Source organism: Bartonella sp. P12B (genome assembly GCF_055796185.1).
Window position 1 is genome coordinate 98,633 of sequence record NZ_JBTTDI010000001.1, and the last position, 13,045, is coordinate 111,677.

Here is a 13,045-nt window from a genome sequence, read left to right on the forward strand (position 1 = left end):
CCCTTCTTTCTTACATTCAAATTCGTATAACTCGAGCAATTCTCTTTTATTTTGAATAAAAACTCTCTAAAAATAGATAAAAGTAAATCTCATTAAGGAGGGTAAATCAATGGTAATATCTATTGTCGGAAGAATAAGGGATCTCACGTGTAAGAATTCAACTCTTGCACAATACCCACTCAAAAATGTCATGTGGGCTTTTTTCTTTGCTTTTGTAGCCCTACCTGCAACTGCCCAACAATATAAGATTGGAGAGATAGAAATCCTTCATCCTTGGGCGCGGGCAACACCTAAAGGTATAAAAATAAGCAGCGGTTATCTCTATATCATTAATCACAGCGATACTCCTGATCGTTTGGTTTCTGTTTCGACAAATGGAGTACAGACAACAGAAATCCACTCCATGGCTGTTGTTAATGATATTATGCACATGGAAAAAATGCACAATGGTGTTGAAATTCCGGGCGATGGTGAGGTCTCCCTTAAACCCGGTGGTGATCATATTATGTTCATGGGGCTTTCACAACCATTCAAGCCAGGAGATAAAATTGGCGCAAAATTGACCTTTGAAAAAGCCGGAACTATTGACATTGAATTTTCCGTAAATGCTCTGAATGATAAGTCACCTTCCAAAAGAGATTCTACGCGCTAAGCTCTTTCATTAGCGTTTAACGCATAATGAAACACAAGATAATTAGAAGCGTGAAAGCTCTCTTCACGCTCCTTAATTTTTTACGCGACGTCGTAAAAAATACTCTCGTTAAAATACTGTAAAGGAGTAAAATAACTTAATCCTCTCTTTGAATTAAGTTCTGTCAATTTCAGGAATGCGTAAAACTTGCCCAGGATAAATTTTATCAGGAGATTTTAGCATTGGCTTATTTGCTTCAAAAATAAATGTATTTTTATCCCCTTGCCCTTTTCCATAAACTTCTTCCGCAATTTTCCAAAGATTATCACCAGACTTCACCTCATAAAAGCGAGAAGCTTTCACTGATGCGGTATTCGCAATCTTTAATTGGTCAAGATCAACAGAAGAGATACCCTGTGAATTACCAACAACCAAAAGTGCTTTCTCAAATGTTTCCCTATCTGGAACCTCACCGCTTAAAATAGCTTTACCGTTTTCAACCTGAATATTTACTTTATCTGTATTAAGTTGAAAATTATCAAAGGCAGCTTTAAAATCTTTTTCTTCTGGTTCATGATCCCCAATACCTAACTTTTCACCAACTGTTTTTATAAAATTAAAAAATCCCATTATGTCCTCCTTATCCTGTCAAGAAAATTTTTGTATATACAGCTTCACACCTCTTTGCTTTTAAAACAAATAGGTGGATTTTCTAAACTTCAACAATTAAAAACAAATCTGTTTAATTATGGGACATAAGACAATAACAAATTTGATAAAAAACATTTGTATAAAAATTTTCTTTCAAAAAAATGGATCCTAACACACACAAAAACATTATAAAATTATGAAAGCAAAACAAGCTTTTATCATAATGATGAAAGGTTCTTTACCCTGCTACAATTTGTATCATATTTGTTTTGCAAAAAAAATGTGAACTCCCATATAAATAGCGTGGGTAGTTTGCTACTGCAGCAATAGAAAGGTCTAAGAAGCCATGAAAGATACACCAACAATCACACAAACGATTGTACTTGTTGATGATGACCGCAATATTTTGACATCTTTATCTTTTGCGCTTGAGACAGAAGGCTATCGAGTTGAAAGCTATACAGATGGAGCATCTGCACTCAAAGGTTTAACACTCCATCCACCACATTTAGCGATTTTTGATATTAAAATGCCTCGTATGGATGGAATGGAGCTTTTGCGTCGATTGCGTCAAAAATCTGACATTCCAGTTATTTTTCTTACCTCTAAAGACGATGAAATTGATGAGCTGTTTGGTCTTAAAATGGGTGCGGACGATTTTATTACCAAACCCTTCTCTCAACGTCTTCTCATTGAGCGCGTAAAAGCTATTTTGCGTCGTTCCAGTGCACGTAACCAACCGCTTGCAACAGGAGCTTCTTCTACCTCTTCTCTTAAACGCGGAGATCTGGTGATGGATCAAGAGCGTCATACCTGTACATGGAAGGATAAACCTGTTACCTTGACAGTTACAGAATTTTTGATTCTACAGACTTTAGCACAAAGACCAGGAGTTGTAAAAAGTCGTGATGCTTTGATGGATGCTGCTTATAGTGATCAAGTCTATGTAGATGATCGCACCATCGATAGTCACATTAAACGTCTGCGTAAAAAGTTTAAACAAGTGGATGATGATTTTGCAATGATTGAAACACTTTATGGTGTAGGCTATCGTTTCCACGAAGTATAAAACTCTTTTGTCGCATAAGTCTAAACGGCGATCAAATCGATGACAAAAAATACTCAACTGGAAAGTTTGCAAAAAACAACACCAAACACTAGAGCAACACTGTCTTCTCTGTTTGTTTATTTGTACCTTCGGGGACGACGTCTTCTAAAACAGTTGCTTTTTTCCAGTCTTACACGTCGCATTGTTATATTAAATATTGCTGCCCTTGCCGTTCTGGTGACAGGAATTTTATACCTTAATCAATTTCGTGATGGTTTGATTGAAGCACAAATCAAAAGTTTATGTACCCAAGGAAAACTCATCGCTGGAGCCATTGCTGCTTCTGCAACGGTAGATACGGATTCTATTTTTATTGAACCTAAAAAGCTTTTAGAATTACAGGCTGGAGAAAGTATTACACCCGCACCTCAATCAACAGACTCTTGGGACTTTCCTATTAATTCTGAACGTGTTGCCCTTCTGTTACGATATCTCATCACACCCAAAACGACAAGGGCACGTATTTATGATCGTGATGCTACTTTACTTCTTGATTCGCGTGTTCTTTATTCTAGTGGTGAAGTTTTTAGCTATGATTTACCCCCACTCAAAACTGAACAAAACATGTGGGAACGCTTCTCTTCATGGTTTTTAAATATCTTTTATGGAAAAGGATTTGCGATTGATCAAGAGCAAGAAAAAAATAGTGATATCACTCACCCTGAATTATACCGAGCATTAAATGGAACTCTTACTACCGCCAAACGGCGCAACAGACAAGGTAAATTAATTGTTTCTGTTGCTGTGCCTGTTCACCGCTATCGTACAGTGGTAGGTGCGCTTCTTCTTTCAACTGTCAATTCAGATATTGATGATATTGTAAAGGGTGAAAGACTGGTTATCGTTAAAGTCTTTGCCGTTGTAAGTAGCGTGCTTTTTGTACTTTCCCTCTTTTTAGCCCACACCATTGCACATCCCTTAAGCAAATTATCTGCGTCTGCCAACCGTGTGCGTAATGGAAATAACAAGCGTGTAGAAATCCCTGATTTTTCAATGCGTGAAGATGAAATTGGTCATCTTTCAGCCTCTATTCGTAATATGACCAATGCCCTTTATATGCGTATTGAAGCCATCGAACGTTTTGCAGCCGATGTAAGTCACGAATTAAAAAATCCGCTTACCTCACTGCGGAGTGCTGTTGAAACGCTCCCTCTCGCTAAAAATGAAGAAACACAGGAACAATTACTTGAAATTATTCAACATGATGTACGCCGTCTTGACCGTTTAATTACTGATATTTCTGACGCCTCTCGGTTAGATGCAGAGCTTGCTCGAGAAACTGCACAGATCGTTGATATGACATTGCTTTTGGAAAGTCTTGTTCATGCTGTTCAGGAAGTATATCGTAATACGCAAGTCATTAATATAAGCCTTAAAATCATCCCACGTCCTTATGGAAAAGCCTATCTTGTGTGGGGACATGAACTCCGTTTAGGACAAGTTATTTCCAATCTCATTGAAAACGCGCGTTCCTTTATACCTCACGATAGTGGTAAAATTTCTATAATTATGAAAAGTCATGCTTCAACCCTTCTTTTAACTATTGAAGACAATGGCCCTGGTATTCGTTCAGAGAAGATTGAACGTATTTTTGAACGTTTCTATACGGATCGACCAAACGAAGACACTTTTGGGCAAAACTCAGGACTCGGACTTTCTATTAGTCGGCAAATTATCGAAGCTCACAATGGAACAATTACAGCTGAAAATATTAATGATTCTAACCCCGAAAAGAATAAAACTGGTGCACGTTTTATTATTATGCTTCCCTTAGCTAAATAAATATTTTATCCAAATCAAAAGGTATGAAAACAAAAAATGAAATATTACACGCCAATTGCCTTCAACTGGGAGGAAAGGGGTTATTAATTATAGGTCCATCGGGCTCAGGAAAATCAACCCTCACTCTTTCTTTGCTCGACCGCGCTGAGTGGTCAAAGCGTGAAGCAAAACTTATCAGTGATGATTATACAATACTCGGCGTGGAAAATGGAAAACTTTATGGACACACTCCTGAAGGTTTGCAGGGAGGGATTGAAATACGCGGCGCTGGTCTTTATGCGATAGAATTTCAAAAACAAACAGCTATTGATTGCGTTATTCTTCTAGGACCTGAATATGAACGCTTTTCCACAAAGCAGACTTTTCAATTTGCCAATCTACATATTCCTCTTCTAAAACTTCCAAGTCTTCACGAAGCCGATTGCACAGCTATTTGTCAGGCTATTGAAGCATTCTTTTTTAGAAAAATATGGTGTAAATCTGTCTAATTTTTTTAAAATAAGAAAAAATTATTATTTTTGCCTTTTTTTTGCAAATTTTTCTTGGCAGCAGGACAAAGCCTTGTAAAATGCATTTCATGCCAATATGGTTGGATCTTTAGTCGTTAATAGGAGTTTGTGTAAATGATTGGACTCGTGCTTATAACGCACGGTGAGCTAGCTGTCGAATTTCTACATGCTGTAGAACATGTTGTTGGAACGCAAGAAAAATTTGCAACAATATGTGTCTATCCCGATGATGACCTAGATCAGCGCCGAAGTGATATTATAGCCGCAATTTCCTCTACAGATACAAACCATGGCGTGATTATATTAACAGATGTGTTCGGTGCAACACCCTCAAATATGGCTATTCCTGCTATTGAAAAGGGACGTGTTGAAATGATTGCAGGAGTTAATTTGCCTATGCTCATTAAACTTATTTCGATTCGACAATGTCCTGATATTTCATTATCAGAAGCTTTAAGAATAGCACAAGAAGCGGGGCGTAAATATATTAATGTACCAGTATAATTTTATAGCGGATAATTAAACACTGATGCTTTCCAAAAACCCTCTCCCCTCTCAACTAAGTCGTCATCTCAATATTTGTAATAAACGTGGGTTACATGCGCGTGCTTCGGCAAAATTTGTCCAAACTGTTGACAATTTTAATGCCGTTGTTGAAGTTGAAAAAGATGGCAAAATCGTTGGCGGTTCATCAATTATGGGACTGATGATGTTAGCTGCTTCATCCGGTTGCAACCTCACCATTCGCGTTTCAGGACCAGAAGCAACGGATGCTCTCAATGCTCTTGAAAAGCTGGTAAACAATAAATTTGGCGAAGAAAACTAAAATTTCTTACCCCAAAAAGTATGATGATTATCCCCGAGATAAGAAACTCTTTTCCATCATTTTATTGCTTGGCTTACTTATTTTTCTCTTCAAAATACTAAAGTTCACATTTATTATAGATCAATATTATGGTCATCATAAGTGTAGCTTGTAACAATTTTGTTGTACACAATATTTGTATTCGTATTCTTTTCCAACAATATTTAACTACTTTGAATGATTATTATCATATGTAAAATGTATCATTAAATTACAAAAAAGAGAAACATTCACCCTTTACTCAATATGCTAAATTTTAAACCTTTTAAGCTAGTGGAAAAATGTTCTTAACAATTAGGCTTCTCTTAATTTTCTTCTTTTTAAACTGTTTGATAATGAAAACACAACGCTCTTTCATTGAATCCTTTATGAAAAAAGGCATGCAAATATGGATTTTGTTGACTTCTTAATCATTTTCTTCAGGCTAATATGGATCTACGAATCCGATTTATTATTATTGTAAACATTTTTTAGACATTCTTTCCCACCATCATAGCCTTATTTTCTCAATCCAACGTTATGCTTGCGGTGGGTAACATTTTTTATTGTAAGGAGATACACCATGCAACGTCTTTTTAGTGCTCTTCAGATTCCTCAACAAACAACAGAAGCGCTCATATCACTGCAAAATGGCTTACCGAATGCACAGTGGATTAACCCACAAAATTTTCATATCACTTTATCTTTTTTTGGCGAAGTTGAGAGCTCCGTAGCAGATGCGCTGATTCGTGCCTTTAACACAATAAAACTCCCTCCTTTTGTGCTACAACCAAGAGGTTTTGAAATTTTTGGTTCAGAAAATGCTCCCCATTCTCTCGTTGTTCGTATTGAGCCTTGTGTAACTCTCAACCTTTTACACGAAAAAATGCAATCCATTCGAAGCAGCTTGAAGTTAACACCTGATGAAAAACAATTTACTCCACATATTACTCTTGCGCGATTGCTCGATATTAAACCTGAAGACCTCCCTCCCTATCTTTCCTCTCGAGGTGATTTTTCAGTTCCTTCTTTTGAGGTTGATCACTTTGCTTTATTGTTATCGCCATCCCCTTCAAGCGATACCCCGTATATTGTGAAAAAAAGCTGGTCACTTCAAAAATAAAAGGGTGTTTTAAACACCCTTTACCGCCCTCTCCTATACAATGCTTCACGAGTTCGGGTTGTGTGTAACACTAATATTTCTGCGTCGGTAGTACTATTATTGATATGTTTTAAGCTGAATCAGACTCGACAGAAATTTCTTTCGCTCCTCCTTTGGCCACACCCACTATAGCCGGACGCAAAACACGTTCACCAATAACGTAACCTGCCTGAACAACTTGCTGAACGGTATTATCTGGAACATCAGAGTTAGAGATCTCAAACATTGCTTGATGAAAGTGAGGGTCAAACTTTTGCCCTTCTGGATGAATCTTCTTCACACCATGACGCTCTAACGCTGCTATCATTGCACGCTCAGTCATTTCCACGCCCTCAGCTAACGTTTTCAAACCAGCATCATTCTCCTTTGCCCCTTCTGGTATAGCCTCCAAAGCCCGATTAAGATTATCAGAAACAGATAACATATCACGTGCGAAACTAGCAATCGAATAAGCCTTTGCATCCGCTACATCACGCGCAGTACGACGTCGAAGATTTTCCATATCTGCAGCAAGACGCAAAAGCTGATCTTTCAACTCTTTGTTTTCATCCTGCAAAGCAACCAAAGGATCGATAAACTCCTCTTTTTCCTCTTCAACCTCTGCGTGAGCTTCTGTATCATGCGTTTTTAAAAATGCATCAGCTGCTTGTTTGAGCACATCACGATCAGCAGGGTTCTTCAAATCGCAATTTTCAAATGAAGCGTCAGTAAATTTGTTTTTTTCATCAGACATAGAAATTCCATTCCTTCATAAGATTTATTATTCCCGATATCGAAATTTTACAGACAAAAATCAAGAGGTATTTACGCATCTTAAAGAGAATAAGCGTTTAGAGTACAAATATTCCACCTAGTCATTTTAACGCAACAGTTGTGATATAAGTTGAGCCGTATAATCAACCATGGGTACAATCCTCGCATAATTAAGCCTTGTGGGCCCAATAACTCCTAAAGCACCAATGACTCTTTGTTTTGAGTCGCGATAAGGTGCAACCACTAAAGAAGAACCAGAAAGCGAAAACAACTTATTTTCTGAACCAATAAAAATGCGAACCCCAGAACCTTCATCCGTTAAATCGAGAAGCTGCGCCATACTCTCACGCGTTTCAAGATCATCAAACAGATGTCTTAACCGCTCTAAATCTTCTTCTGCTTTCACATCTTCAAGCAAATTACTACGCCCGCGAACAATAAGATGTATTTTATGATCGGCGTCTTCTCCTCCCCAAAGAGCTAACCCCGTTTCAACAAGATGATGAGATAAATGGTCGAGCGCAGCTCGTGTTTCTGAGCACAAACGTGCGATCTCTCCCTTAGCTTCACTCAATGTGAGTCCCTGAATATGAGCATTAAGGAAGTTCGTTGCTTCTGTCAATTGTGCATGAGTAACCCCTTCTGGTAAATGCACAATACGATTTTCAACCTCACCTTGTTGAGTCACTAAAACAGCAAGAGCGTGTTCTCTATCAAGGCGTACAAATTCAATATGCTTCAATGTTCCTTCATATTTTGTTGCGAGAACAAGCCCTGCTCCACGTGAAAGATCTGAAAGAACTCGGCTTGCTTGGATGAGAAAATGTTCAACTGATTGTGCATGACCAGCCTCCTTGACTTGCGTTTCAATACTTTCCCGCTCTTCGTTTGGCAAATCACCTGCTTCCATAAACGCATCAACAAAAAATCGTAATCCTGATTGTGTTGGCATTCGTCCCGCAGAGACATGAGGTGCATAAATCAAACCAAGATGCTCAAGATCACTCATCACATTGCGAATCGTCGCAGGAGATAAAGTTTGTTGTAAAAGACGCGAAAGATTTCGTGATCCTACAGGCTCTCCATCATTAAGATAAGCTTCAACAATATGACGAAAAATATCACGCGAACGCTCATCAAGATATTTTAGTTCATCGTCAATAGGTTTATATTTCATCACAATTGTTTCACTACTTCAAAAACACTTCTCTCTTATATAAGTTTTGCCAAGGTTTGGTCAAATAGTCCAAAGTAGTACAAAAGCCTAGTGTATCTTTTATCATAAAAAATGCTATCATCAAACAAAGAGCCATACTATAAGTCTTTTTCAATTAATGTTTCCGTACAATACGAAAGATTTTCATCTAAATGAAATATCAATGAATAAACAAAAAACGTATCGCATAAAATCCAGCAAAATGTATATATACTGAGTATTTAAGCTGATTTTTAGGTTTTTAGCACAAAATGAGCTCCCCTTTTATTTCTGGAGAAAAATGTCTATGAGAAGCATAGTAGCAGCCAAAAAACTTGTCATTGCGACACATAACCCTGGAAAATTGCATGAAATTGCCACTTTGGTTACCCCCTTCGGACTAACGATACAATCAGCACAAGAGCTCGGATTGCCAGAACCAAAAGAAACAGGAACAACCTTTGAAGAAAATGCCTATATCAAAGCCTTTGCAGCAGCAAAAAAGACAGGTCTTCCTGCTCTCTCTGATGATTCAGGCTTGGAAGTAGATGCATTGGGTGGCGCACCAGGTGTTTATACAGCTGACCTCGCTCTTCAACCCGATGGTGTACGTAATTTTTCAAAAGCTATGCAAAAAATAGAAGATGAACTCCAAAAAATTGGAGCGCTTGAAAAAAGCCAACGAAAATGTCGATTTATATCGGTCGTTTGCATTGCATGGCCTGATGGCTATGCGGACTATTTCCAAGGCAATGTTGAAGGCACATTTCTTTGGCCACCACGTGGAGATAAAGGTTTTGGTTTTGATCCTATTTTTTTACCAGATGGGTATGAAAATACCTTTGGAGAAATGTCAACGGAGCAAAAACATGGCTGGAAACTCAATGATAAAGCCCCTCTCTCGCATCGTGCACGTGCTTTTAAACTATTAGCAGAAAACCTTTTGTCACTCTCATGAATGAATTTTTTGGCATTTATATTCATTGGCCCTTTTGCGCAACTAAATGTCCTTATTGTGATTTTAATTCACATGTGCGTGTCCATGGTGTTGATCAACCACGTTTTGTAACCGCCTTTGAACGCGAAATAGAAACGCAATATCATAAAATAGGTCCACGGCATGTTACCAGTATTTTTATTGGTGGCGGCACACCTTCTCTTATGACACCTCAAACCGTGGATGCCTTATTGCAAGCACTTGCAAGAAAATGGACGATCGATGATAAAGTTGAAATCACACTGGAAGCCAATCCATCAAGTGTGGAAGCAGAACGTTTTCGTGGATATCGTGCAGCAGGTGTTAACCGCTTATCTCTAGGGGTACAAGCACTCAATGACAAAGCATTGCGACAACTTGGTCGTCTTCATGATGTGAAGCAGGCTCTTCACGCTATTGCTTTAGCGCGAGAAATCTTTCCACGTTTATCCTTTGATCTCATTTATGCCCGCCCTGAACAAACATTAGAACAATGGAAATGTGAACTGTTTCAAGCGCTTGATTTGGCAGCGGATCATCTTTCTCTTTACCAACTCACTATCGAGGATGGAACCGCTTTTAAACGGCTTCATGCCGCAGGAAGACTTATTCTCCCCGCTTCAGAACTTGCAGCAGACCTGTATCATCTTACCCAAGAAATCACTGCTACACATGGACTTCCAGCCTATGAGATCTCAAATCATGCAATTCCCGGTGCCGAATCAGCACACAATCTTCTCTATTGGCGTTATCATGAATATGCAGGCTTTGGTCCAGGAGCCCATGGACGCTTTATTGAACAGGCACCGGATCACTCCTCTGCCTCTTCAAAAGTGCCTCCCTCTGAAATTGTAAATTGTAAACGTTATGTCACAATAAATGAGAAATATCCCGAACATTGGCTTGAATTGGTAGAAACTACTGGACATGGCTGTATTGAGACAGAACAATTGACCCCTTTACAACAAGCAAATGAAATGCTCCTCATGGGCTTGCGTCTTTGCGAAGGTTTAGATCTTTCGCGTTATGAAACCTTAAACCCCAAGAGCTTACCAATGGAAAAGCTTATCGATTTACAACAACAAGGACTTATAGAAATGTCAGGAAACCAGCGCTTAAAAGTGACAAGCAAAGGACACATCCTTCTTGACCATATTATTAGCCAATTGGCAAACTAGAATTCCTATGATTTTAACCTGCTGTTATATCACTTATTGAATAGTATTTACGAGTTTCAATTTAAAAGGCAGATTCTTTAAAAGACAATCACTTTATCTGCGCAAAAAAATCAACAATGAACTGTTCATAAATAGAAGTGAGAGTTTCCAACGCTTCAAGAGTTACACACTCATCCACCATATGCATGGTTTGCCCCGGCAAACCGAATTCAACCACAGGGCAATAATCTTTAATAAATCGCGCGTCTGAAGTTCCCCCCGAAGTTGAACATTCTGGTAGACTCCCTGTTATACTTTTAATAGCATTTGATAAAGTTTTAACGAGTTTATCATTTTGGGTCAAAAAAACATCTCCCAAACTTGGAATCCATTCAAGCTGATAGGAGGGGTATTGATTACAATTGTTGTTTGATTGTACTGAAGTAAGGCGCTTTTCAATTTCTGTCATAAGTGTTTCTTTTGTCCAGAGATCATTATAGCGTATATTAAAACGAACTGTTGCTTGTGCTGGAATAACATTCGCTACACAATTACCTGTATCAATCGTTGTCAATTCCAAATTACTTGGTTGAAAATTTTTTGTCCCCTTATCTAAAGCAGTTTGTGTCAATGCTTGAATAAGCTTACCAACTAAAGGTAATGGATTGGCTGCTCGCTCGGGAAATGCAACATGCCCTTGGCGCCCTTTAACGGTAATGATACCAGAAATTGATCCTCGGCGGCCAATCTTTATCACATCACCAACAGTTTTTACGCTTGTCGGTTCTCCCACAAGCGCTGCAGTCCATTTTTCACCTTTTTGTTCTGCCCACTTGAGAAGTTTAACCGTACCGTTAATTGCTGGACCTTCTTCATCACCAGTAATCAGAAGACTTACTGTTCCTTTAAGAGACTGTTTCTCAAGGACTCGAGCCAATGCCGCCACAAAACAAGCAATCCCGCCTTTCATATCAACAGCGCCTCGCCCGTATAGTTTTCCCTGATCTATGACAGCTTCAAAAGGAGGGTGCGTCCAATTTTCCAACGCGCCTGGTGGTACAACATCAGTATGACCAGCAAACATAAGATGCGGCCCGCTTCTTCCGATCTTTGCATAAAGATTTTCAACATCTTCTGTATTTTTATCTGCAAAAACAGGGCGTTCAACACGAAGCCCCATCTTCTGTAAAAATTGCTCCAAAGTTGATAAGATGCCCGCTTCATGAGGTGTAACAGAAGGACAACGAATAAGTGCTTGTAAGAGCTGAAGCGGATCTGTAAGGACAGGCATAAGCGCTTTCCCAATCTGAACTTAAAAATTATCCAAGAGTATTAAACTGAATTATACAAAAGATAAAGCAAAAACATTGAAGGCACTCAGCAAACGAAGCAGGGGAAGACAATCGTGCTGAGGCCTCAATGAATCCCTCATCATACGATGAAGCACTTCCATAATGGAAAGCTCAATAAAAGGTTCCATCAACCGGATTCTCTTCAAAATTTTTTATATTTCCAAACTCATCCAATTTATGTGAATGAAAATTAATCGCTTGAAGCGTACGACCATTTTCTTTCAACCAAGTGCGATATTTTTGACTTTCTGGACAAAGTTTTTCACAAAGAGCCCAAAATTTTGGTCCATGATTCATCTCAATAAGGTGAGCAACTTCATGTGCAACGACATATTCAACAATTTCTTTTGGTGCCATAATAAGACGCCAAGAGAAAGAAAGGCGCCTGTCTATCGAACAAGATCCCCAACGACTTTTAGTATCTTTATAACAAACTGACTTCACTTTACGCTCTACTTTGTGCGCATAATCTGTAACCAATGGCGTTATCGTGAGAGCAGCCTGTTTTTTTAAAATATCAGCAATACGCCTTGGCAAATATTCTAATTGACCATAAACAATAATTTGAGGTTCTTGTCTCGCATCCCCTGCAATGATTTCCGTTACCCCACGCCCTGCCTTATGCCTTATGGTATGCGCAACACCTAATAAAGGAACCGTTGCCCCCTCTTTGAGATAAGAATTTTCATGAGAAATTTTTACACGCGTAAGACGTGCTTCAATCCAAGAACGGTGCTTTTCAATAAAACTTTGAACTGAACAAAGGCTTATCGCTGGTGGTGTTGTTACACAAATTCTCTGCCCGCTCGCATCGACACGCAATGTGAGACGGCGTGCACCCCTATGTTCACGTACCTGTAAAGGCACAACGCGATCAGAAAAAATAAAATGCTGTTCATAAACGATCATACATTATATCTTTATC

Annotated in this window: 14 protein-coding genes; 9 read left to right on the forward strand and 5 right to left on the reverse strand. The window is 38.8% G+C overall.

The features are described 5' to 3' along the window. Window positions 1-109: 109 nt before the first annotated feature. Window positions 110-652: a copper chaperone PCu(A)C gene (locus tag AC0QT1_RS00385; protein WP_473199931.1), complete on the forward strand. Its 543-nt coding sequence runs from the start codon at window positions 110-112 to the stop codon at window positions 650-652. Between the two features lie 153 nt (window positions 653-805). Here AC0QT1_RS00385 and lysM read toward each other — a convergent pair whose 3' ends face one another. Further along, window positions 806-1,261: a peptidoglycan-binding protein LysM gene (gene lysM / locus AC0QT1_RS00390; RefSeq protein WP_473199930.1), complete on the reverse strand. Its 456-nt coding sequence runs from the start codon at window positions 1,259-1,261 to the stop codon at window positions 806-808. Window positions 1,262-1,628: 367 nt separating this feature from the next. On the opposite strand from lysM, the gene AC0QT1_RS00395 reads away from it, so the two are divergent. The 6 genes from AC0QT1_RS00395 to thpR all read left to right on the forward strand — a co-directional run bounded on the left by AC0QT1_RS00395 (window position 1,629) and on the right by thpR (window position 6,648). After that, on the forward strand, window positions 1,629-2,351 hold the full coding sequence (locus tag AC0QT1_RS00395; RefSeq protein ID WP_473199929.1) for a response regulator transcription factor: 723 nt from the start codon (window positions 1,629-1,631) through the stop codon (window positions 2,349-2,351). A gap of 39 nt (window positions 2,352-2,390) precedes the next feature. After that, complete coding sequence (locus AC0QT1_RS00400; protein ID WP_473199928.1) at window positions 2,391-4,172, forward strand: stimulus-sensing domain-containing protein; 1,782 nt, start codon at window positions 2,391-2,393, stop codon at window positions 4,170-4,172. Between the two features lie 23 nt (window positions 4,173-4,195). Continuing rightward, a complete protein-coding gene (locus AC0QT1_RS00405; protein WP_473199927.1) occupies window positions 4,196-4,660 on the forward strand; it encodes an HPr kinase/phosphatase C-terminal domain-containing protein in 465 nt (154 codons plus the stop codon). A 135-nt stretch (window positions 4,661-4,795) separates the two neighbouring features. Further along, entirely contained in the window at window positions 4,796-5,185 is a 390-nt protein-coding gene (locus AC0QT1_RS00410; RefSeq protein ID WP_473199926.1) for a PTS sugar transporter subunit IIA, read from the forward strand. A gap of 25 nt (window positions 5,186-5,210) precedes the next feature. Further along, on the forward strand, window positions 5,211-5,507 hold the full coding sequence (locus AC0QT1_RS00415) for an HPr family phosphocarrier protein (protein WP_473199925.1): 297 nt from the start codon (window positions 5,211-5,213) through the stop codon (window positions 5,505-5,507). A 601-nt stretch (window positions 5,508-6,108) separates the two neighbouring features. Next, entirely contained in the window at window positions 6,109-6,648 is a 540-nt protein-coding gene (gene thpR, locus AC0QT1_RS00420; RefSeq protein ID WP_473201402.1) for an RNA 2',3'-cyclic phosphodiesterase, read from the forward strand. Window positions 6,649-6,757: 109 nt separating this feature from the next. Here thpR and grpE read toward each other — a convergent pair whose 3' ends face one another. Next, complete coding sequence (gene grpE, locus AC0QT1_RS00425) at window positions 6,758-7,420, reverse strand: nucleotide exchange factor GrpE (RefSeq protein ID WP_473199923.1); 663 nt, start codon at window positions 7,418-7,420, stop codon at window positions 6,758-6,760. Window positions 7,421-7,546: 126 nt separating this feature from the next. Then, window positions 7,547-8,617, reverse strand: coding sequence for a heat-inducible transcriptional repressor HrcA (gene hrcA / locus AC0QT1_RS00430; protein WP_473199922.1), 1,071 nt, complete (start codon window positions 8,615-8,617; stop codon window positions 7,547-7,549). A gap of 325 nt (window positions 8,618-8,942) precedes the next feature. On the opposite strand from hrcA, the gene rdgB reads away from it, so the two are divergent. Together rdgB and hemW are read left to right on the forward strand one after the other, a co-directional pair. Beyond that, window positions 8,943-9,593 (forward strand): RdgB/HAM1 family non-canonical purine NTP pyrophosphatase, encoded by a 651-nt coding sequence (gene rdgB, locus AC0QT1_RS00435; protein WP_473200028.1) that lies wholly within the window; start codon window positions 8,943-8,945, stop codon window positions 9,591-9,593. Continuing rightward, window positions 9,590-10,789 (forward strand): radical SAM family heme chaperone HemW, encoded by a 1,200-nt coding sequence (gene hemW, locus AC0QT1_RS00440; RefSeq protein WP_473199921.1) that lies wholly within the window; start codon window positions 9,590-9,592, stop codon window positions 10,787-10,789. Before rdgB ends, hemW begins: the two co-directional genes overlap by 4 nt. Before the next feature lie 88 nt (window positions 10,790-10,877). Here hemW and dapE read toward each other — a convergent pair whose 3' ends face one another. Beyond that, the gene (gene dapE, locus AC0QT1_RS00445) at window positions 10,878-12,059 is read right to left on the reverse strand and encodes a succinyl-diaminopimelate desuccinylase (protein WP_473201403.1); all 1,182 of its coding nucleotides are present in this window, start codon (window positions 12,057-12,059) and stop codon (window positions 10,878-10,880) included. Between the two features lie 172 nt (window positions 12,060-12,231). Beyond that, window positions 12,232-13,029: a M48 family metallopeptidase gene (locus AC0QT1_RS00450; protein WP_473199919.1), complete on the reverse strand. Its 798-nt coding sequence runs from the start codon at window positions 13,027-13,029 to the stop codon at window positions 12,232-12,234. Window positions 13,030-13,045 lie beyond the last annotated feature (16 nt).